At 72.5% G+C, this 20,616-nt stretch carries 22 protein-coding genes and 1 pseudogene; 6 read left to right on the top strand and 17 right to left on the bottom strand.

Annotation, left to right across the window (positions count from 1 at the left end):
• Positions 1 to 2 precede the first annotated feature (2 nt).
• From paaD to KGD84_RS13680, 8 genes are all read right to left on the bottom strand, one after another.
• Positions 3 to 521, bottom strand: a complete 519-nt coding sequence (paaD, locus tag KGD84_RS13715) for a 1,2-phenylacetyl-CoA epoxidase subunit PaaD (protein WP_255646520.1) — start codon at positions 519 to 521, stop codon at positions 3 to 5.
• A complete protein-coding gene (gene paaC / locus KGD84_RS13710) occupies positions 518 to 1,396 on the bottom strand; it encodes a 1,2-phenylacetyl-CoA epoxidase subunit PaaC (protein ID WP_220560720.1) in 879 nt (292 codons plus the stop codon). The genes paaD and paaC overlap by 4 nt, the downstream gene beginning before the upstream one ends.
• A gap of 40 nt (positions 1,397 to 1,436) precedes the next feature.
• Complete coding sequence (paaB, locus tag KGD84_RS13705; RefSeq protein ID WP_220560719.1) at positions 1,437 to 1,754, bottom strand: 1,2-phenylacetyl-CoA epoxidase subunit PaaB; 318 nt, start codon at positions 1,752 to 1,754, stop codon at positions 1,437 to 1,439.
• Complete coding sequence (paaA, locus tag KGD84_RS13700) at positions 1,751 to 2,743, bottom strand: 1,2-phenylacetyl-CoA epoxidase subunit PaaA (protein ID WP_220560718.1); 993 nt, start codon at positions 2,741 to 2,743, stop codon at positions 1,751 to 1,753. The genes paaB and paaA overlap by 4 nt, the downstream gene beginning before the upstream one ends.
• A 364-nt stretch (positions 2,744 to 3,107) precedes the next feature.
• Positions 3,108 to 3,896, bottom strand: coding sequence for an enoyl-CoA hydratase/isomerase family protein (locus tag KGD84_RS13695; RefSeq protein ID WP_220560717.1), 789 nt, complete (start codon positions 3,894 to 3,896; stop codon positions 3,108 to 3,110).
• Positions 3,897 to 3,900: 4 nt separating this feature from the next.
• Entirely contained in the window at positions 3,901 to 4,791 is an 891-nt protein-coding gene (locus tag KGD84_RS13690; RefSeq protein ID WP_260697220.1) for a 3-hydroxyacyl-CoA dehydrogenase family protein, read from the bottom strand.
• Positions 4,788 to 5,543, bottom strand: a complete 756-nt coding sequence (locus KGD84_RS13685) for an enoyl-CoA hydratase/isomerase family protein (RefSeq protein WP_220560716.1) — start codon at positions 5,541 to 5,543, stop codon at positions 4,788 to 4,790. Before KGD84_RS13685 ends, KGD84_RS13690 begins: the two co-directional genes overlap by 4 nt.
• 11 nt (positions 5,544 to 5,554) lie before the next feature.
• Positions 5,555 to 6,790: a thiolase family protein gene (locus KGD84_RS13680; protein WP_220560715.1), complete on the bottom strand. Its 1,236-nt coding sequence runs from the start codon at positions 6,788 to 6,790 to the stop codon at positions 5,555 to 5,557.
• A gap of 248 nt (positions 6,791 to 7,038) precedes the next feature.
• Between KGD84_RS13680 and paaK the strand changes: the two genes are divergently transcribed.
• From paaK to KGD84_RS13660, 4 genes are all read left to right on the top strand, one after another.
• Complete coding sequence (gene paaK, locus KGD84_RS13675) at positions 7,039 to 8,400, top strand: phenylacetate--CoA ligase PaaK (RefSeq protein ID WP_220560714.1); 1,362 nt, start codon at positions 7,039 to 7,041, stop codon at positions 8,398 to 8,400.
• Between the two features lie 325 nt (positions 8,401 to 8,725).
• On the top strand, positions 8,726 to 9,199 hold the full coding sequence (locus tag KGD84_RS13670) for an RrF2 family transcriptional regulator (RefSeq protein ID WP_220560713.1): 474 nt from the start codon (positions 8,726 to 8,728) through the stop codon (positions 9,197 to 9,199).
• A 96-nt stretch (positions 9,200 to 9,295) separates the two neighbouring features.
• Complete coding sequence (locus tag KGD84_RS13665) at positions 9,296 to 10,546, top strand: MFS transporter (RefSeq protein ID WP_255646519.1); 1,251 nt, start codon at positions 9,296 to 9,298, stop codon at positions 10,544 to 10,546.
• 25 nt (positions 10,547 to 10,571) lie between these two features.
• Entirely contained in the window at positions 10,572 to 10,970 is a 399-nt protein-coding gene (locus tag KGD84_RS13660) for a RidA family protein (protein ID WP_220560711.1), read from the top strand.
• A 467-nt stretch (positions 10,971 to 11,437) separates the two neighbouring features.
• Here KGD84_RS13660 and KGD84_RS13655 read toward each other — a convergent pair whose 3' ends face one another.
• Complete coding sequence (locus KGD84_RS13655; protein WP_255646518.1) at positions 11,438 to 12,082, bottom strand: TetR/AcrR family transcriptional regulator; 645 nt, start codon at positions 12,080 to 12,082, stop codon at positions 11,438 to 11,440.
• A 143-nt stretch (positions 12,083 to 12,225) separates the two neighbouring features.
• On the opposite strand from KGD84_RS13655, the gene KGD84_RS13650 reads away from it, so the two are divergent.
• Positions 12,226 to 13,005, top strand: a complete 780-nt coding sequence (locus KGD84_RS13650; RefSeq protein WP_220560710.1) for an SDR family oxidoreductase — start codon at positions 12,226 to 12,228, stop codon at positions 13,003 to 13,005.
• Positions 13,006 to 13,052: 47 nt separating this feature from the next.
• Complete coding sequence (locus tag KGD84_RS13645; RefSeq protein WP_255646517.1) at positions 13,053 to 13,478, top strand: nitroreductase/quinone reductase family protein; 426 nt, start codon at positions 13,053 to 13,055, stop codon at positions 13,476 to 13,478.
• Between the two features lie 201 nt (positions 13,479 to 13,679).
• Here KGD84_RS13645 and KGD84_RS13640 read toward each other — a convergent pair.
• The 8 genes and pseudogenes from KGD84_RS13640 to KGD84_RS13605 all read right to left on the bottom strand — a co-directional run.
• A pseudogene (locus tag KGD84_RS13640) lies at positions 13,680 to 13,934 on the bottom strand (YdcF family protein); the annotation flags it as partial.
• A gap of 17 nt (positions 13,935 to 13,951) precedes the next feature.
• Positions 13,952 to 14,587, bottom strand: coding sequence for a histidine phosphatase family protein (locus KGD84_RS13635; RefSeq protein WP_220560708.1), 636 nt, complete (start codon positions 14,585 to 14,587; stop codon positions 13,952 to 13,954).
• On the bottom strand, positions 14,580 to 15,341 hold the full coding sequence (locus tag KGD84_RS13630; RefSeq protein ID WP_220560707.1) for an SDR family NAD(P)-dependent oxidoreductase: 762 nt from the start codon (positions 15,339 to 15,341) through the stop codon (positions 14,580 to 14,582). The genes KGD84_RS13635 and KGD84_RS13630 overlap by 8 nt, the downstream gene beginning before the upstream one ends.
• Positions 15,326 to 16,456, bottom strand: a complete 1,131-nt coding sequence (locus tag KGD84_RS13625; RefSeq protein WP_220560706.1) for a hypothetical protein — start codon at positions 16,454 to 16,456, stop codon at positions 15,326 to 15,328. The genes KGD84_RS13630 and KGD84_RS13625 overlap by 16 nt, the downstream gene beginning before the upstream one ends.
• On the bottom strand, positions 16,453 to 17,412 hold the full coding sequence (locus KGD84_RS13620) for a glycosyltransferase family 9 protein (protein ID WP_255646516.1): 960 nt from the start codon (positions 17,410 to 17,412) through the stop codon (positions 16,453 to 16,455). The genes KGD84_RS13625 and KGD84_RS13620 overlap by 4 nt, the downstream gene beginning before the upstream one ends.
• Before the next feature lie 140 nt (positions 17,413 to 17,552).
• Positions 17,553 to 18,125, bottom strand: a complete 573-nt coding sequence (locus tag KGD84_RS13615) for a phosphoribosyltransferase (RefSeq protein ID WP_220560703.1) — start codon at positions 18,123 to 18,125, stop codon at positions 17,553 to 17,555.
• Between the two features lie 22 nt (positions 18,126 to 18,147).
• Entirely contained in the window at positions 18,148 to 19,944 is a 1,797-nt protein-coding gene (locus tag KGD84_RS13610; RefSeq protein ID WP_220560702.1) for a DUF4254 domain-containing protein, read from the bottom strand.
• Between the two features lie 22 nt (positions 19,945 to 19,966).
• Positions 19,967 to 20,608: a hypothetical protein gene (locus tag KGD84_RS13605; protein WP_220560701.1), complete on the bottom strand. Its 642-nt coding sequence runs from the start codon at positions 20,606 to 20,608 to the stop codon at positions 19,967 to 19,969.
• Between the last annotated feature and the right edge of the window lie 8 nt (positions 20,609 to 20,616).

The raw sequence follows: 20,616 nt of genomic DNA, 5'->3' as shown, positions 1-20,616 counted from the left end.
GGTCAGATCTCCTTGACGTGCTCGAACGGTTCGAGGCAGGACCGGCAGCGGTGCAGCGACTTGCAGGAGGTCGCCCCGAACCGGGACAGCTCCTCGGTGTCGGCCGACCGGCACAGCGGGCAGCGCGGGGCGGTCCGGGTGGGCAGCAGGGTCAGCGGGACGGGCCCGGCGGCCCGTCGGGGGGCGGCCCCCGGCGGGGAGATGCCGTGCTCGGCGAGCTTGCGCCGCCCCTCGTCGGTGATCCAGTCGGTGGTCCAGGCCGGGGACAGCTCGGTGCGCACCTCGACGGCCCCGAACCCGGCGGCGCGCACCGCCCGGTCCACGTCCACCCGCATCTCGGCCAGGGCCGGGCAGCCGGAGTAGGTGGGGGTGATCCACACCTGTACGGTGCCCTCCCCGTCGATCTCGACCCGGCGCAGGATGCCCAGGTCGGCGAGGGTGAGCATGGGCAGTTCGGGGTCGGTGACGGCGGCGGCCGCGGCGCGGGCGCGCTCGACGTCCCGGACCGGTGCGGCGGTCACCACGTCGCCTCCGGGTGCTCGCGGGCCACCTTCTGGAGCTCGTCCAGCAGGGGGGCGAGCTCGGCGGTGTGGCGGCCCTCGCGCCCGGCCACCGCGGCCTCGGGGAAGGGGCCGGGGGCGGGCAGGGTGGCCTCGGTGAGGACCGAGGTCAGGACGGCGTGGACCTCGTCGCGGACGGTGACGGGGTCCACGGCCGCGTTCAGGCCCGCCAGGCGGGTCTCGACGGGGTGGGCGGCGAACAGCTCGCCGGTGAGCGGCCACACGTCGGCGACGGCCTCGGCCAGGCGCTCGTGCGAGTAGTCGGTGCCGTCGCCCAGGCGCAGTGCCCAGGACACCGCGTACTCGCGGTGGTAGGCCAGCTCGTTGACCCCCTTGGCCGCGATGGCGGCGACCACCGGGTCGGCGCTGTCGGCCAGCCGGGTGAACAGGGCCAGCCGGTGGCTGGAGAGCACGAGCAGGGTGACGACGGCGCGGGCGAAGTCGCCGCGGGGCGCCTCGGCCAGGTGCACGTTGCGGAACTCGTGCGGGGCGCGGCGGTAGGCGAAGGCGTCCTCGTCGCGGCCGGTGCCGTCGGCCTGGCCGGCGCGGGCCAGCAGCAGGCGCGCCTGGCCGAGCAGGTCCAGGGCGATGTTGGCCAGCGCCACCTCCTCCTCCAGCTCGGGCGCGTCGGTCACCCAGTGGATCAGCCGCTGGGCCTGGACCAGCGCGTCGTCGCCGAGCATCTGGCAGTACAGGGCCAGGTCGGCGCCGTCCACCCCCGCGGGGAGGGTGGTGTCGACGCCCGCGAGGGCGTCGGTGAAGCCGGTGCCGAAGGCCCAGCGGGCGTCGCCCTGGTGCTCTTCGACCAGGCCGGTGAAAATGTTGTCGCCACTCATGTGTTCTGTTCCTCGAAGCCTCGTCGTCCCGGGTCGCCGCCTAGATGTGCGGGACGTCCTCGGGGATGGGGTAGAAGGTCGGGTGGCGGTAGACCTTGTCTCCGCTGGGCGCGAAGAAGGGGTCCTTCTCGTCGGGGCTGGACGCGGTGATGTCCTCGGCGCGGACCACCCAGATGCTGACGCCCTCGTTGCGGCGGGTGTACAGGTTGCGGGCGTTGTGCAGCGCCATGGTGTCGTCGGGGGCGTGCAGCGATCCGACGTGGACGTGGTTGAGGCCGCGCTTGCCGCGGACGAAGACCTCGTACAGCGGCCATTCCGGGCGGGCGGCGCCGGAGGTCGCGGTGGTGTCGTTGCTCATGCCGTGGCCTCCTGGAGGTTCTCGGTGTTGCGTGCCCTGGCCGCCTGCTTGGCGGCGTAGGCGGTGGCGGCCTCGCGGACCCAGCCGCCCTTCTCGTGGGCGGCCCGGCGGCGGGCGATGCGCTCGGCGTTCTTGGGGCCGGCGCCGGAGACGACCTGCTTGAACTCGACCCAGTCGGGCTCGCCGAAGTCGTAGTGGCCGCGGTCGGCGTTCCAGGCCAGCTCGGGGTCGGGCAGGGTGACGCCCAGCTTCTCCGCCTGGGGGACGGTCATGTCGACGAACTTCTGGCGCAGGTCGTCGTTGGTGTCGCGCTTGATCCGCCAGGCCATGGACTGCGCGGTGTTGGGCGAGTCGGCGTCGGGCGGGCCGAACATCATCAGGGACGGCCACCACCAGCGGTCGACGGCGTCCTGGACCATCCGGCGCTGGCCCTCGGTGCCCTCCATCATGCGCATGAGCAGCTCGTAGCCCTGCCGCTGGTGGAAGGACTCCTCCTTGCAGATGCGCACCATGGCCCGGGCGTAGGGGCCGAAGGAGCTGCGGCACAGGGGCACCTGGTTGCAGATCGCGGCGCCGTCCACCAGCCAGCCGATGACGCCGACGTCGGCGAAGGTCGTCGAGGGGTAGTTGAAGATCGAGGAGTACTTCTGGCGGCCCTCGATGAGGCGCGTGGTGAGGTCGGCGCGGTCGACGCCGAGGGTCTCGGCGGCGGCGTACAGGTACAGGCCGTGGCCCGCCTCGTCCTGGACCTTGGCCAGGAGGATGGCCTTGCGGCGCAGGCTGGGCGCGGAGGCGATCCAGTCGCCCTCCGGCTGCATGCCGATGATCTCCGAGTGGGCGTGCTGGGAGACCTGGCGCACGAGGGTCCTGCGGTAGGCCTCGGGCATCCAGTCGCGCGGCTCGATGCGCTGGTCCGCGGCGATCTTCGCGTCGAAGTCCGCCTGGAGCGCGTCGTCGGCGCCGGGGGGCGCCTCCTGCGTCACGGTCATTGATCCATCCCCATTCATAACCGAACGTTCGGTCAGTAATTAGTATCCACGCATCCGGCCGCGCGGGTCAAGTCCGGACGCGGGCGGGTCCTGCCCCGGACGGGCCGGTCGGCGGGACACCGAGCGGGCCCCGGTGGCCTGCGCCACCGGGGCCGACGCGACCGCGAGGACCGGCATGGTCACCGGGACCCCAGGCCGCCGGGGCCACGCGGCCAGAGGAACCAGTAGGGCCGCAGGGGCCACCAGGACCCACGCGGCCACAGAGACCAGCGGGGCCGCCGGAGCCCACGCGGTCACAGGAACCGGTGGGACCACAGGGACCCACGGGGCCGACCGGCGGTGCGGGCCGCCGGCCGGCCGCGGGTCAGCGGCCGGTGAAGGTCGGCGTGCGCTTGTTCACGAAGGCGTCGACGGCCCCGGCGTGGTCGGCGGTCTCCCCGAGCTGCTGCTGGAGGTCGGCCTCCTCCTCCAGCAGCTCGGCCAGCGGGCGCCCGCCCTCGGCCGCGGAGCGCACCTCGCGCTTGGCGGCGACGAACGCCGCGGTCGGGCCGGCCGCCAGGGTCGCGGCCAGCTCGCGGGCGCGCTTCTCCCAGGCGTCGTCGTCGACGACCTCGGTGACCAGGCCCAGCTCCAGCGCCCGGTCCGCGCCGAACAGGGTGCCCAGCAGCATGAGCTCCATGGCCCGCGCCTGCCCCAGCGAGGCCACCAGCCGGGAGGCGAGGCCCGAGTCGGAGGCCAGGCCGATGCCGGTGAACGCGGTGCCGAACTTGGCCCGGCGGGCCGCCACCCGCACGTCCCCGGCCAGGGCGAAGCCCATCCCGGCGCCCACGCAGGCGCCGCCGATGCCCACCACCACCGGCACCTGGATCGACTCCAGGGCCAGCACGATCGGGTTGTAGTGCTCGCGGACGGTGTTCAGGGCCCCGCCGGCACCCTCCTGGAGGGTGCGCGCGTGCTCGGCCAGGTCCTGGCCCACGCAGAACGCCTTGTCCGACCCCAGCAGCAGCACCGCGCGGGCGGTGGTGGAGGCGGCGGCCCCGCTCAGCGCGGCCAGCAGCTCCTCCTTCACCTCCCGGGTCAGCGCGGGCCGGTTCAGCCGCACCACGGCCAGCCCGTCGGATTCGGAGAACTCCGCCGCCCTCTGTTCGCTCAACGCCCTACTCTCCCTTGTTCCAGGTGTGGAAGCCCTGTCCGGTCTTCTTGCCGAGCTTCCCCTCCGCGACCATACGCCGCAGCAGCTCCGGCGGGGAGAAGCGGTCGCCCAACTCGGCGGCGAGGTACTCGGCGATGGCCAGGCGCACGTCCAGGCCGACCAGGTCGGTGAGCCTGAGCGGGCCCATCGGGTGGCGGTAGCCCAGCTCCATGGCGGTGTCGATGTCGGCCGGGGAGGCGACCTCCTCCTCGACCATGCGGATGGCCTCCAGGCCGAGCATGACGCCCAGGCGGCTGGTGGCGAACCCGGGGGCGTCGCGGACGACGATCTCGGTCTTGCCCAGGGCGGCCACCCAGCCGCGCACCGCGGCGGTGACCGCCGGGTCGGTGTCGGGGGCGGTGACGATCTCCACCAGCTTGGAGGCGGGCACCGGGTTGAAGAAGTGGGTGCCCAGGAACCGGCGCGGGTGCTTCAGGGCGGCGGCCAGCTCGGTGACCGACAGGGAGCTGGTGTTGGAGGCCAGCACGGCCTCCTCCCCCACGGCGGCCTCGGCGGCGGTGAGGACGGCGATCTTCAGCTCGGGCCTCTCGGGCACGGCCTCGACCACCAGGCCGGTCCCTGCGGGGATGTCGGCGGCGTCGGTGGCGGTGGACAGCCGGGCCAGGTACGCGTCGGGCTCCCCGTCCAGCTTGCCGCGCGCGGCGGAGGCGGCCAGGCCGGAGGCGACCCGGTCGCGGCCCGCCCCGGCGGCCTCGGCGGTGGCCTCGACCAGGGTCACCGAGGCGCCCGCGGTGAGGAACTGCTGGACGATCCCGGCTCCCATGGTGCCGCCGCCGATGACGGCGACCAGGGCGGGGACGGCGGTGTCCGGGGTTGCGGTGCTGCCGGAGGTCAACGCTTCTTCCTCTCCAGGAACCGGGTCATCCGGTCGTGCTTGTCGGCGGTCTCGAACAGCACCGCCTGGGTCAGGTCGTCGGCCAGCGGGTGGGGCCCGTCGGCGTCCAGCACCATCTTGGTCATGCGCAGTGCCAGGGCCGAGGAGGCGGCCATGCGGTCGATGAGGGCGTGGGCGCGCTCGCGCAGCTCCTCGGCGGGCACGATCTCGGCGACCAGGCCGTGCCGCAGCGCCGCCTCGGCGTCCAGGCGGAACCCGCCCAGCAGCACCTGCTTGGCCACCGACGCGCCCACCAGCTCCCTGAGCCGCCAGCAGGCGCCCGCCCCGGCGATGATGCCCAGGCCCGGCTCGGGCTGGGCGAACACGGCGGTGGGGGTGGCGATGCGGATGTCGCAGGCGTAGGACAGCTCCGCGCCGCCGCCCAGCGCCCAGCCGTCCACGGCCGCCACGGTGGGGGCCGGCAGGCGGTGCAGGCGCTCGAACAGGCGGCTGTTGATCCCGGCCAGTGCCTGCTCGCGGCCGCGTTCGCGCAGCTCGGAGATGTCGGCGCCGCCCGCGAACACGGTGCCGTGCCCGGTGAGCAGCAGCGGGCGCGGGTCGGCCTCGACGCGGGCGCACACCTCGTGCAGCTCGGCGATCATCGCCGCGTTGATGGCGTTGCGCGCCTGGGGCCGGTGCAGCTCCACCACGGCCCGGTCCTCGCGCCACTCCACCCGCAGGGTCTCGAAGTCGGTCTTGTCCGCTTCGGTCATGACGTGCCCCCTCAGACCCGCTCGACCAGGAGCGCGGCGCCCTGGCCCACGCCCACGCACAGGGTGGCCAGGCCCCGGTCGGTGCCCTCGCGCTCCATGCGGTTGAGGAGGGTGACCAGGATGCGGGCGCCGGAGCTGCCCAGCGGGTGGCCCAGGGCGATGGCGCCGCCGTCGGCGTTGACGCGTTCGGCGTCCAGCTTGAGCTGCCGGATGACACCGAGGGACTGGGCGGCGAAGGCCTCGTTGAGCTCGACCGAGCCGACCTGGTCCAGGGTCCAGCCCGCGCGGGCCAGCGCCTTCTGTGTGGCGGGCACCGGGCCCAGGCCCATGATCTGCGGGGGGACCCCGGCCGAGGCGGAGGCCACCACGCGGGCGCGCGGGGTGAGGCCGTGGCGCTCGACGGCGGCGGCGGAGGCCAGCACGAGGGCGGAGGCGCCGTCGGACAGGGAGGAGGAGTTGCCCGCGGTGACGATGCCGCCCTTGCGGAACACCGGGCGCAGCTTGGCGAGGGTGGCCTCGTCGGTGTCGGGGCGGGGGCCCTCGTCGGCGGTGACCTCGTGGGTGGCGCCCTTGCGGCCGGTGACCGTGACGGGGACGATCTCCCGGTCGAACCGGCCCGCCGCGGCGGCGGCGACCGCCTTGCGGTGGCTGCCCAGGGCGAAGGCGTCGGACTCCTCGCGGGTGATGCCCTCCAGGACGGCGACCTCCTCGGCGGTCTCGCCCATGGACAGGGTGTAGCGCAGGTCGCCGGGGGCCGCGTCGGCGGGGGCGTCGGCGTCGTGGGCGGCGAAGCGCGGGTTGGTGAAGCGCCACCCCAGGGAGGTGTCGGCGACCTCGCCGGGCTTGGCCCAGGGGGTGCCGGGCTTGGCCATCACCCAGGGGGCGCGGGTCATGGACTCCACGCCTCCGGCGACGACCACGTCGGCCTCGCCCGCGCGGATGGCCTGGGCGGCGGAGGAGACGGCGGTCAGGCCGCTGGCGCACAGGCGGTTGACGGTGTAGCCGGGGACGCTCGGGTCCAGCCCGGCCAGCAGGGCGGCCATGCGGGCGACGTTGCGGTTGTCCTCGCCGGCCTGGTTGGCGGCGCCCAGGATCACCTCGTCGATCGCGTCCCCGGGGACGCCGGCGCGGCGGACCGCCTCGGCGATGGCCGTGGCGGCCAGATCGTCGGGGCGGACCGCGGCGAGGGCGCCGCCGTACCGACCCTGCGGGGTGCGGACCCCGTCGACCACATAGACGTCGCTCACGAACGGCCTCCCATGAAGGTTGACGGTGGCCTGCGCCACCGTCGACAGTGAACTGATCGACAGGTCTCCTTGACACAGGTCTCGGAGACTGACTTAATGCATTAGTAACCGAACGTTCGGTCAGTAAGCAAGTCGGCCCGCCCCGTAGCGGGCCGGCACCCACCTCGAACGCGCGGCGCACTCGTCGCACCACCCTCCCGGGCTCCGGCCCGGCGGCCCACCGCGCACTCGCACACGGAGAGTCTCATATGGCGAGCCACGACACCATCCGGCGGTCGACCGGTGTCACCGGTACCACCCCGCGTCTCGGAGAAGCCCCCTCCCCCGAGATCCTGGACCCGGCCGAGCGCATGAGTGTCGACGAGCTGCGGGCGCTCCAGCTCGAACGGCTCAAGTGGACCCTGGAGCACGCCTACACCAACGTGCCGCTGTACCGGAAGAAGTTCGACGAGGCGGGCGTGACCCCCGCGGACCTGCGGGAGCTGTCCGACCTACGGCACTTCCCGCACACCACCAAGGCCGACCTGCGGGACAACTACCCGTTCGGCATGTTCGCCGTCCCGCAGGAGAAGGTGGCCCGCGTCCACGCCTCCAGCGGCACCACCGGCAAGCCGACCGTGGTGGGCTACACCCGCGAGGACATCGACACCTGGGCGACCGTGGTGGCCCGCTCCATCCGCGCCGCGGGCGGGCGCCCGGGGCACAAGGTGCACGTCTCGTACGGGTACGGGCTGTTCACGGGCGGCCTGGGCGCGCACTACGGCGCCGAGAAGCTCGGCTGCACGGTGATCCCGGCCTCGGGCGGGCAGACCGCCAAGCAGGTGCAGCTGATCCAGGACTTCCGGCCCGAGATCATCATGGTCACCCCGAGCTACATGCTGACGCTCATGGACGAGTTCGAGCGCCAGGGCATCGACCCGCGCAGCACGTCCCTGAGGATCGGCATCTTCGGCGCCGAGCCGTGGACCGAGAAGATGCGCTCGGAGATCGAGGAGCGGTTCGACATCCACGCCGTGGACATCTACGGGCTGTCGGAGGTCATGGGGCCGGGCGTGGCCAACGAGTGCGTGGAAACCAAGGACGGGCTGCACATCTGGGAGGACCACTTCTACCCGGAGGTGCTCGACCCCGTCACGCAGGACGTGCTGCCCGACGGCGAGAACGGCGAGCTGGTGTTCACCTCGCTCACCAAGCAGGCCATGCCGGTCATCCGGTACCGCACCCGCGACCTGACCACGCTGCGCCCGGGCACCGCCCGGCCGATGCGGCGGATGGACAAGGTGACGGGGCGCAGCGACGACATGATCATCCTGCGCGGGGTGAACGTGTTCCCGACCCAGATCGAGGAGATCGTGCTGGGCCTGGACGGGCTGGCGCCGCACTTCCAGCTGGTGCTCACCAAGGAGGGCCGCCTGGACCGCATGGCGGTGCGGATCGAGGCGGCGCCGGACTGCGCGGCCGACCGGCGCGCGGCGCTGGCCCGGGAGATCACCGCGACCGTGAAGGACCGGGTCGGGGTGAGCGTGACGGTGGACGTGGTGGACCCGGAGCAGATCGAGCGGTCGGTGGGCAAGTTCCGCCGGATCATCGACAACCGGCCCAAGGAGTAGTCCCGGGGGTCTGGGGGCTCTGAGGGGTCTGCGAGGCTCGAGGGGCCTGAGGGGCCTGAGGGGCCTGGGGGCCCGGGCCGCTCGGGGCCCGAGCGGCCCGGGCCCCGGGTGTCCGAGGGACCCTGCGGGCCCGTGGCCGCCCCGTCCCCACCCGCGCGGCGAGAGTGGCCGCGGCGGGTGGGGGCGGGGCCGTCCGCCTGTACGGGGCGGCGGACGGCGGGTGCCGGCGCGGGGCGGCGGGCGCCCGCCGGGCACGAGGAGCGGGTGCCGCCTCCGGGGCCCGGGTGTTGCCACGACCTATTCAGGACATATAACATCCGGGATCATGAAGATGAGTGAGGGAGTCGAGTGGGCGCTGCACACCTGCGTCAACCTCTCCTGGACCGACCCGGGTGAGGCGGTCCCCGCCGCACGGCTGGCGGAGGTCTTCGCCCTGCCCACGGCCTACCTGGCCAAGCACCTCCAGGCGCTGGCCCGGGCGGGCGTCCTCATCTCCACGACGGGGCCGCGCGGCGGCTTCCGGCTCGCCCGCGATCCGGGCGACATCACGCTGCTGGACGTCGTCACCGCGATCGAGGGCCCCGAGGACGCGTTCCGCTGCCGCCAGATCCTCAAGGACGGGCCGGGCGGCCGACCGGACGTCGACTACCGGCGGACCTGCACGGTCTCCCAGGCCATGCGCAGGGCGGAGCTCGCCTGGCGCGCGGAACTGGCCGGGCAGACCATCGCCGACATCCGCCGCACCGTCGAACAGCGGGACCCGGCGGCGGCTCCGGCCACCCGCGAGGCGCTCCGCTAGCCCCGAGCGGCCCCCACCACCCCCTCACGACGGAGGACTCACCGTGCACCAATTATCGATATCAAATATCCGGGAACTCTTTGACCGGAGGCCGCGATGAGCCGGCGGGCCGCCGCACCGGAGGCCGGGGCCGCCGCGTCCGCCACCCGGACGGCTCTGGGCGGGGCCCGGGGGTGGTCCGCCGTGGCGGCCGTGGCCCTGGGCATCTTCGCGCTGATGACGACCGAGCTGCTGCCCGTCGGGCTGCTCACCCCGATGGCCGCGGACCTGGGAGTGGAGGAGGCCCGGGCGGGACTGGCGGTCACCGTGCCGGGCGTCGTCGCGGCGGCGGCCGCGCCGCTCACCGCGACCATCGCGGGCCGGATCGACCGGCGGCTCGTCCTGGCCGGGCTGCTGGCCCTACTGGCCGCGGGGAACCTGGTCACCGCTGTGGGGCAGGACCTGGCCGCCGTACTGGCCGCGCGGGTCGCGATCGGCGCGGCGATCGGCGGGTTCTGGGCCGTCGCCGGAGGGCTGGCGCCGCGGCTGGTCCCGGCCCGCCGGGTGGGCGCGGCCACGGCGGTGGTCTTCAGCGGGGTCTCGGCCGCCTCGGTGGTCGGGGTGCCGCTGGGGACGCTGCTGGCCGAGGCGTACGGGTGGCGGCCGCTGTTCGGGGCGGCCGGGCTGCTGGGGCTCGTGGCCCTGGCGGGGGTGCTCGCCCTCGTGCCCCCGCTGCCCGTCGAGCGGTCGCTGCGGCCGGCCGACCTGGGCGGCCTGCTCCGGGGTGGCGGGGTGCGGATCGGGGTGGTGCTGACGCTGCTTCTGGTGGCCGGGCACTTCACGGCCTACACGTTCGTCCGCCCGCTGCTGCACGGACAGGCGGGGATGGACGCCGCGGCGGTCGGCTGGACGCTGCTGCTGTTCGGGACGGCGGGGCTGGCCGGGAACCTCCTGGCGGGGGTGCTGGTCGGCCGGAGCGTCCGCGGGGTGCTGGGAGGCGTCGCCGGGGCGCTCGCGCTGACCGTGCTCCTGCTCTCGGCGGTCGGCGGACCGTGGACGGGGGCGCTCGCGGTCGGCCTGTGGGGACTGGCCTACGGGGGCGTGTCGGTCGGCCTCCAGACCTGGATGCTGCGGGCCGCGCCGGAGCGGGCCGAGGGCGCGACCTCGCTGTTCGTGGCGGCCTTCAACGCCGCGATCGCCCTGGGGGCGCTGGGCGGCGGGCTGGCGCTGGACGCGGCGGGGCCGAACGGGGCGCTCCTGCTGGCGGGAGCGCTGCTGGTGGCGGCACTGGTCCTGGTGGCCTTCCCGCTCCCCCGCGCGGCGCCGCCGTGCGACCGACCCGCCGACGAGAACGACGACGAACTGTAAGAGACGAACGAGAGAGAAGAGAACCATGGGCCACACCGTCCTCAACCCCGCCGCCCTGCACGACCCGACCGGTTTCGGCTACAGCCACCTGGCGCGTACGGAGGAGTTCGTGTTCGTCGCGGGGCAGTACGCCTCCGACGCGGAGGGAGGGGTCGCCTCCGACGGTTTCGCCGAGCAGGTGGAGCGGTCCTTCGCGAACCTGGAGACCGCCCTGGAGGCCGCCGGGGTCGCGCCGCGCGACGTGGTGCGGCTCGGCACCTACGTGGTGGGGCTCGACCTCGACCGCCTGGGCGTGCTCACCGCGCGCATCGCGCGGACCTGGGGCGACCGCCCGCCCACGCAGACGCTGCTCGGCGTGGCCGGGCTGGCGCTGCCGGGGATGCTCTTCGAGGTGGACGCGGTCGCCGTGCGCCCCCGGAGTTGAGACCGCGCCCGGTCCGCGGGGCGGGGCGGCGGCCGCGCCGCCCCGCCGGGCGCCCGGGACGGCGTGCGCCGGGTGGGTGTCGTTGGCCGGTGGGGCTGCGCTTCCCACCCGGGCGCACGGTGGTGGAAGCCTGTCAGGCTCCGGCCGGGAACGCACATCCGGGGTGGGTGAATACGGGGCGCACCCCGGTGACCGGCGGTTTTCCGCCCCTCCCCGCAGGGCGGTGAGGCGGCACCGCTGCGAGCGGTACCGACTCGCCGGTCGAAGGTCGGGATGATCGCCTGTGCCAGGTGAGCGCCGGCACCCGGATCCCTTCGGAGACCGCCACACTGCGGCCGGCAGGTCGGGGCGACACATCGGCGCTCCCCTTCCTTCTCCTTCGGTGTCCGTTCCGGGGGCACCCCGCGAACGTCCTTGGGGTCGACGGCCTCGCCTGCTCGGGCAGCGGCCCCTTGTGGCGGTGGGACTCAGCCGCTGGCCGCCGGCTCTGCTCCGGTCACGGCGTACCGGGCGGCGGTGGTGCGGACGGCCTCCTCGACCACCTGAGCGGCGCGTTCGGCGCTCACCTCCCAGCCCGGCACCAGGAGTGTCGGCCAGAAGACGTAGTTGGAGATCATGCCCAGGAACTGGGTCGCTGCGAGGTCCACGTCATCGACCCGCACCGTTCCCGCCTCGTGCTCGGCCAGCAGGTAGCCGCGCACGGACTCGAAGTAGGGCATCTTCCCGTGCGAGAACTGCGCATTGGCGAGTTCGGGGAATCGCGGCAGCTCGGCGATGACGATTCGGAACAGGTCGGTCATCCGGGCGCGGCCCAACAGCTCGGCGTAGCGGTGGCCGATGACGCCGAGCCCGGCGACGATGTCGCCTGCCGGCGGGGGGTCCTCCTCCTCGGCGATCGACCAGGACTCGGTGACCATGGCGTCGAACAGGGCCGCCTTGCTCGGGAACTGCTTGAACAGGGTGGCCCGCGAAACGCCCGAGCGTTCCGCGATCCGCGCCAGCGACGTCCGGTCGTAGCCCAGTTCGAGGAACAGTGCGGTCGCGGCCGTCAGGATCAGCGCGCGCTTCTCCTGGGCGATGCGCTGATGGTACGTCGTCACGGCTCTGCTCATGGATCGATTATACGAGGCGAGTGGCTTGACTCACCTCTGGCTCCGATCTAGTGTCGGACAGTGGTGAGTCGATGGGCTCACCACCGGCCGTCGTTCATCACCGATGACCCCGGCCGGTCACCCGCGTACCGAAGGAACATCCGATGCACCGCTTCGACGACCAGACCGTGCTCGTGACCGGCGGGACCGGTGGCCAGGGATCGAGCCACGTACGCGCCTTCCACGCAGAGGGAGCGAACGTGGTGATCGGCGACATCGACGCAGAACGCGGCGCCGCCCTCGCCGACCGGCTCGGGCCCCGCGCCCGCTTCACCCACCTCGACGTCACCGACGAGAACTCGTGGTCCGCCGCGGTGCTGGCCGCCGAGAGCGCCTTCGGCGCCCTGAACGTGCTCGTCAACAACGCGGGCGTCCAGAACCCGCCGGCACCGATCGAAAAGACGGACCGGGCCACGTGGTCGCGCATCCTCGACATCAACCTCACCGGGACCTTCCTCGGCATCAAGGCCACCGCCCCCGCTCTGCGCCGCGCAGCAGGGGGAGTCATCGTCAACATCGGCTCGACCATGGGCCTGGGCGGCACGGTGCACTACGCGCCGTACGTCGCCGGCAAGTGGGCCGTGCGAGGCCTCACCCGAACGGCGGCGCTCGAGCTCGGCCGAGACCGCATCCGTGTGAACACCATCCACCCCGGCGTGATCGCGACCCCCTTCATCCAAGAACCGGCAGTCGGCGCCACCGCGGCGATCGCCGACTTCTACTCACCCGAGCCGTTCGCCATCCCCCGACTCGGGGAGCCGACCGACGTCACCCGGCTCCTCCTGTTCCTCGCGTCATCGGACGCGTCGTTCATCACCGGGTCGGAGTACGTCATCGACGGTGGGCTCCTCCTCGGCCCCGCCCTTCAGGCCGACGCCGCATGAGCGCTCCGGAGACGACAGGGTCGAACGGCCCCGCACAGGACGCGTCCTTGGCCCACCTGCCCGAACACATCCGGCGAGCCATCGAGATCACCCCCGCCGCAGGCACCGCGGAACGGATCGTCGACATCACGACGCTGGGACGCCGCACCGGCCGGGCACGCCGCATCGAGATCTTCTTCTACCGGGCGGCGGGCGCCACCTACCTGTGCAGCGGCGCCGGCGGGGCCGCCACCGACTGGTATGCGAACCTTCTCGCCGACCCCGCCTTCACCTTCCACCTCAAGAACGGGGTCCGGGCGGATCTGCCCGCCTGGGCCACGCCCGTCACCGACCCGGCGGAACGCCGGACCGTGCTGGCGGAGATCGTCGCGGATCTCAACCAGCCCCACGACCCCGGCACCATCCGGCCGACCCGGCTCGAAGACTGGGCCGACAGCCGACTGATGCGCATCGGTTTCCGCCATCGGCCGTGATCGCGGATCCCTCGACAGGTGGTCCGCTCCCGGGGATCGGGGTGCAGTCGCGGTTGGAGCTCCTGACGAAGTGATCTTCGAGGTGGGTGCGGTCGCCGTGTGTACCCGGGGCTGAGGCCGCGTCCGGTCCCCGGGGCGGTGCCGCCGCGAGCGGCACCGCCCCGTCGGGGGCGGGGTGATCGGGCGGGGTGATCGGGCGATGTTCTGCCCGGTGTTCGCCGCCTCCGGCTCCACCAGCACCGCGGTGTCGGGGACCCCGAGTTCGAGTGCCCGCTCGAGGAAGTGCACCGCCTCCCCGCACGGGAAGATCTCCGCGGTCTCGGGGCTGTTGGCTCCGGTGAACACCAGGGTGGGAAAGTACCCGGCAAGGTAGAGCTCGGCGGCGTAGGAGGCGACACCGATGTCGTTGCAGCCCAAGGCGATCGCCGCATCGCACCGCCGCACCCGGTGGTGCATGCGGTGGTACTCCCAGATCAATTCCGCGTGCCGCCGCTGCTCCTGGGTGATGGTGCGTACGTCGTCCGCCATGTAGTCCTCCTCCGGTGACCGGACCAGATCTCCATCTCCTCGGCTGTGCGGAGTTCCAGGAAACTCCACTCATCCCAGTGGTTCGGGTCGAACACCGAGACCTCGGAACGGTCCAGAGCGCGCAGGAGCATCTTGTGGGAGACGACGAGGACGGGTCCGTATTCGGAGGCGAGGGCGTTGAGACGCTCAGCGGCTCTCTCGGCCCGCTCGGTCAGCTCGCGTTCTGATTCTCCGTCCCCGTAACGGCTGGTCGGATCGAGAGCACGCCTCCCCCGCCACGCGGCGTAGTCCTCGGGGAGGTCGGCGGGAGAGATTCCTTGGACCGTGGTCGGACTGCGCCACTCTCGGAGTTCGGGGAGCACGTCCAGCAAGGGCGTTCCGGAGTGTTCGGCGAGAAGCCCGGCCGTCTGTAGTGCACGCGGCAAGGGGCTGGACACGATACCGGCGACCGCGGGCAGCGCCCCGGCCGCGGCGATCGCAGTCCGACGCCCCTCGGGGGACGGTTCGGCGTCGTCGGGTGCGTGGTACCCCGACCTGTGCCCGGTGTAGTGGGCGTGGCGGATGAAGTGGATATCAGCCAAGGACCCATCCTCCGTCGACTCGCAGGGTCTGGCCGGTGATGAATCCGGCCTCCTCGCTGGCGAGGAAGACGACGGCGGAGGCGACCTCCTCCGGTCGGCCGCGGCGGCGGACGCACTGCCGGGCCAGTTGCCGCTTCTCCATGGCTTCGGGGTCGGGAACGACCTGCTCTTCAGCGGGTACGCGGATGGACCCTGGAGCCACGCAGTTCACGGTGACCCCGTGCTGACCGTATTCGCGCGCGAGGGCACGGGTGAGGCCTTCGAGTCCGGCCTTGGCCGCGATGTAGTCGGCGAGGTCGTGTCTGCCCGCGGCCGCGAGCACACTGCCGATGCCGATGAGACGGCCGTGCCCCTGGGAGATCATCCCTGGAGCAGCGGCCTGGGCGAGCAGGTGGTGGGCGGTCAGGTTGAGGGCAAGGCACTCAGACCAGCGCCCCTGCGTGAGGTCCGCATGCGGGGTGCGGGGGTAGTCGCCGGCCGCCGTGACGATGACGTCCGGCGGCCCCATCCGGTCATGGACGCGCGCGTAGAGCTCCGCCGGCGCGGCGGGCGAGCGCAGGTCCGCGTCGAAGGCTTCGGCTGCTCCCCCTCGGACGGCGATCTCCTGAGCGAGGTGCTCGGCGCCGTGGGGGTCGTTGAAGTGGGCCAGAGCGACTCGGGCCCCGTTGGCGACGAGAGCGCGGACAATGGCCGAGCCGATGCCGCCGGTGGCTCCGGTGACCAGGGCCAGACGGCCGTTCAAGGAGTAGGGCATGAGGACTCCTCCAGGTCGAAGAAGCGCTGCGGGGAGAAGTCGGGAGTCGCGCACAGGGCGAGTTTGGCCAGCAGGTACAACCGCTGTTCCAAGGTCATACGGGCGAGGTCGAAGACGCCGATGATGCGCATCGCCAAGTAGGGGCGGAGGGCCTGGGCCAGGGACTCCCCGGGAAAGTACCGGGCCGCGATCGGGCGGACGAACAGTTCCCAATAGCGGTCCAGAGCGAGCCGCCGTGTGGCGGAGAGTCGGTCGGTGAAGCGGATGTGGAGTACGCCCTCACGCAGGCGTGCGCTGATCCGTGGTGTGTTCGCGGGCACGCGGTCGAAGGTGGCGGGGTGCCGGACGAACGCCTCCGGGTTGAGGAGGGGGACCAGCCAGCCTCCGAGAACGGCCGTGTGGAAGCTGAAATCGGCGATCTCTCCCGCGATGGCGTTGCGTCCGGCGGTGTCGTAGTCGAGCCAGGCCAGGGGCGCCGCGAGGTTGACGTCGGTCGGGTCCCCCTGGCTGATCGCGCTCCAGACGGGGGCGTCGAACGCGTTGCGCAGCCAGGTGCGTGTTCCCTCCCAGTCGAGCCTGTAGTGGCGTCCGTTGACGTACAGGCCCGTCCGGGCCAGGTCGCTCGCCTTCGGCCCGGTCTCGGTGTCGGTCAGCGGCAGGTCACGTCCGGCGTAGTAGCGGTCGAGCCGTCCGCCCGGCGCGGCGCGGTCCCGGTACAGCTTCCCGACGACGGCCTCCGGTGGGGTCAGTTCGGCGGTCTTCGCGAAAACCCCTGCGTAGGCGGCTGTCAGCTCCCCCATGTAGGCCTCCAGGGCGGCGTGGTCTCCGTCATCGGGGGTGTTGAGCAGGTCGAGGAGGAGCCCGCGGTCAGGACCGCCGGGCAGCCTGTCGTACACCAGGACCGAGCGTCCCGGGAGCCGGATGTGGTGGTGCAGGGCGGGCACCGGGTACCACTCGCGCAGGAGCCGGTGACCTGCCGCCTCCGCGCGGGCCTCGCCGTGGTCGGGCATGCATTTGGCGATGAGGCTTCGCCTCGGGGTGTCGATCGGGTAGAGCCGGTTTCGGGTGTGCTTCAGCGGCCGTCCGATCCGCGGGAAGAACGCCGGAGTGTTCACGGAGTTCCTCGATCCAGGGCGAGGACGGCGGTTTCCGCCACGGTGGCCGGAGGTATCGAGGACAGCGGAGACCGCGGCGCGTCCCTTTCGTCCAGGCTGTCGCGCACGGGACACAGGTCCCGGCGGTGCATGTGCTCGGAGAAGGGTGTGGCCAGGGCATGGTGGCGGCTCAATCCGGTCCGCCACTTGCTGTGGGAATGCCTTCCGTACAGGCCGACGACCTCGGCTCTGGCCGAGCTGAGCGCGGCCAGGTGGGTGAGGCCGGTGTCGTTGCCCAGGACGACGTCGCACCGGGCGAACAGTGTGGCCAGCTCCTCCAACGGGATGTCCGCCGCCCACTCCACTTCGAAACCATCAGCGGCTTCCAGTGGTCGGGGAGCCCTCTCCTCACGTCCGGGAATGAGAAGGAGCCGTACGCGGCGCCCGGTTCGCTCACCGATGATCCGAGCGGCGGCGGCGAAGCGCTCGGCTCCGTAGTCCTTGCGGTCGGGGCGGCTGGTGGCGATGACGGCGGCGACCGTCAGCCCTCCCCCGGCCGGGGCTCCGCCGTCCCGGGACAGGGGCGTCAGGAACGGCGGCTCGCCGGGCAGACGGGCACCGACGCGCCGCTCCACCTCCAGGTAGTAGCGGGCGGGGAGGAAGGGGTGGGCGTGTCGGCCGTCGTGGAAACAGCGGGCTCTCTCCGGGCGGCAGATCAGTACGTGGTCTTCTCCGGTGGGCTGTGCCAGTGCCACACCGGATTCGTCACCGAGGATCAACCGGAACGAGGAACGCCATGGACAAGGAGCCGAGGGTGTCACCGGGTAGAGCCGCCCGTACCGGCCCACCGTGCGGAGGGGAACGGTCCGGCCGTTGAGGGCGAGGGCGTCCGTGACCGCCGCGACCGCCCCGAAGGCGAGGAGCGAGTCCCCCAGTTTGCTCTGGAAGGCCACCACGACCTGACCGCACCGTTCCACGGCTCGCCGAAGGAGATGGTCCGGGGGTTCGGGCAGCGACCGGCCGGCAGGAAGCGCTTCCCGGTCGTAGCCGAGGGGTTCACTGCGCACCTGCCCTGGTGTGTAGACGGTCCCACCCCAGTGGCGACGCACCGGCGGGCTCATCGCTCCTGCCCGATCCGGGTGAGGGAGACCAGGGGGATGCCGAGTTCCTCGATGACGGATCTGGCGTTGTACCAGGTGTCCTCGGCCAGGCAGACCGCGGCCAGCGGGTGCGCTCCCTGCGCGCGCAGGGCCTGGACGAGGTTGACCAGGGTGACGCCGGTCGTCACCTCGTCGTCGGCCAAGAGGTAACTCTGCCCCGGGGTGATGCCGTAGGCGAACACGTTCGGCCGGTTGGCGTGGCCCTCGACGAAGTGCACGGCTCCAGGAAGCGGGACGCGCACCTTCCACGCGAGCTTGTAGGGCAGCCCCGACGCCAGGCTGAGGGCCAGCGCGGGCACGATCCCGCCCGCGTCCAGGCCCAGGACCGCGTCGGCGCGCACGGCTGAGGGCAGCCTGTGTCGCAGGGACTCCCACAGGAGCTGTCCGGCATCGGTGAGGCGGGCAGGCGGTACAGCGGAGCGGGTACCGTCCAGGGCGTGGAGTACCCGCTCGGGGCGGCTTCCGGGCCCGGCGTCCAGCCGGGGAACGATCTCGGCGTGGAATCCGGTTTCCTCGGTCACGGCTTCCATGTCTTTCCTCTCCTGGTCGCGTTCAGGCGGCGCACTGTCGTCGGTGCCAGGCGAGCAGCCGGTCGGCGGCCGCCTCGATCGCTCCGAGCACCCGGTGCCGGTCCACCCCCTCGCGGTGGGCGGCTATGACCTCGTCCACGGGCGGAAGACCGAGGGATCCGAGGTCGGGCAGCAGCCTCTGTGCTTCGGTGACGGCGTCGCCTCCGTCCACCCAGACCGCCTGTTCTCTGAGCAGGAGTCGGCAGATCAGGGCCACGTGCTTGTACAGGGGACGGATCCGTCCCCGGCCGGGGTCGTGGCGCAGTCGCCGGGTGGTGGCGACCACGTCGGCCAGGGCGGCGGGAGTCGCTCGTTCCACTTCTGCCCGTGAGATCACCGGGAGCCTCAGCCCTGGGCCGGCAAGGAGGGCGGGAGCGCCTTCCTGGAGCATGACCAGCGCCGCGAGCACCCGATTGGGAAGACGGCGGGCCTGTGCTTCGGCGAGGGGCAGGAGCGTCGCCCCCAGGTGGATACCGTTCTGGGCCAGAAGGGCGGCCCGGTAGACCTCGACCGCCCGTTTCACCTCCTCACCGTGTCCTTCCTCGGAGAACACGAGCAGGTCGATGTCGGACCACCCCTGCCTCCAACCGCCGTGGGCCGCGCTGCCGGTCAACGCGGCCAGGCACCGGTCGTCGGGAAGGGCCGACAGCGCATCGGTGAGCCGCGATGTCGCCTCCCGAACCGCCGGAGGCAGGGCCAGCTCTTGGGGAGGAAGGAGCTTGAACCGAGCACCGACCGCAGGCCCGGCCAGGTGGCGCAACCTGCTGTGCAGCCGGATCACGCTGCCGGAGTTGTCCAGGACCGCATCGGCCGGAATCCGGTCCGCGCCCCGTCCGGTCTTGACCCGGTCCTTCTCCTCCAGCGCCCGCTCGTCCCCTCCCGACCGTGCCAGCCTCAGCGGACGGGAAGCGTCGATGTAGACCACGTGGAGGAGTTCGCCCATCATCTCCTTGAGAGCCGCGATCGACTCGGCCCTGTGCACGGATTCGATGGTGATCAGGCGGATGTCCCGGTGGGCGTCCGCGAACCGGTTCAGTTCTTCCAGGAGGAGTTCGGCCTGCCGTTGCGGTGAGAGGACGTAGGGGGCGGCCAGGCCCTGGCGGGCGGCGGCCTGGGTGAGGAGGTAGCCGATCTTGAACCGTGCGGCGCCCTCGTCCCGGTTCAGGAAGATCCCGGAGGTGGTCTTGCCGCACTCGCTCAGGCCGCCCAGTGCGATGACCCGTGGCAGGTGGGAGCTCGGCACCGGACGTGTCCGGGTGCGCACGGTGGTGCCGTAGAGCTTGAACCTCGCCCCCTGGGGGAGCCGCCGTCGACCGGCCGAGACGTCCTCGGCAAGGAGTCGGAGCGCTTCGCCCACCTCCTGGAGCTGTGTTTCCACCCCGGCCAGGCGTGCCCGGACGCCGGGGTCGTCGCCCGCCGCCAGCCGCGTGTGGTGCAGCCGAAGGACCGACACCGACAGCCGGTCGACCACGGAGCCGATGGATTCGGTGTGCAGCGGTACGGTCCCGTCGCAGGGCGGACAGGCCGCGGCGATCACTTCGTCCAGGCGCTCGGTGTGGCGGGCACGGTCCATGTTGAGCCGGTCGATGGTGCGTTTGCCGTCGGCGACCCGGGACGTGTCGAGTGTGCTGCCCCGGACCGTGTCCTCGGCCGTCCACAGCAGGTGGTTCGTGTGGTGCAGCCGGGCCGCCACTTCCCGGAGGCGTTCGCGTTCCTTGGGAGGGAGTCGGCCGGTCAGGGGTTCGAGGGGTTCGTCGAGAAAGAGGCAGGGAGGGGTCACGGGGGTGGTCCGTCCTTCACGGTCAGCGGTTCGCGGGGGCGCCGATCCCTCGGGCGAGGAGGGCCCGGCGGATGCGCACGTGTGTCTCGTCGGCGTTGAGGAGGTCGTCGGACACGACTTCGACGAACACGTCCTGGTGCGCCATGCGCAGAAGTACGCGGTGCAGGTGCATCTGGTAGTCGAGGTAGGTCCCGGTCCACGGGCTGTGGTCGCGGCGCCGAGCGATGGCGATGCTGCGTTCGGTATCGGTCGAGGGCAGCAGCAGGACCGGGAGCTCGCACGGTTCAGGCTCCTCAGCGCCGACGAGGGCCCTGACGCGGTGCCAGGCGCCCTCGACCGATACCGACTCCTTGACGGCGCAGGTGGCGATCGCTGTGGCGAGCAGCATGTACCAGCCGCGGTCGAGGAGCCCGGTCCTTCCCGGAGGCAGCGCCCGTGCCCGCTTGGCGTGGCCGGCGAACAGCATGGCGGTCAGTTCCTCCGTGGTGGAGGTGGCGAACCACCAGGCGGCGTAGTCCTGACCCGACACCCGGGACCAGGGAACCGGATCGTGCCGGTGGACGGGGCCCAGGTCGCAGAACCCCTCCCAACCGTCGGCGAGCATGCGCACCTGCGTCGACTTGCCGCTGTTGTCGGGGCCGTTGAGACTGACGAATCCGGTCATCGCGTCCC

This window comes from Nocardiopsis changdeensis, from assembly GCF_018316655.1.
In the GTDB taxonomy this organism is placed as follows: Bacteria; Actinomycetota; Actinomycetes; order Streptosporangiales; family Streptosporangiaceae; genus Nocardiopsis; species Nocardiopsis changdeensis.
This window is presented reverse-complemented; position numbering and strand designations above follow the sequence as displayed.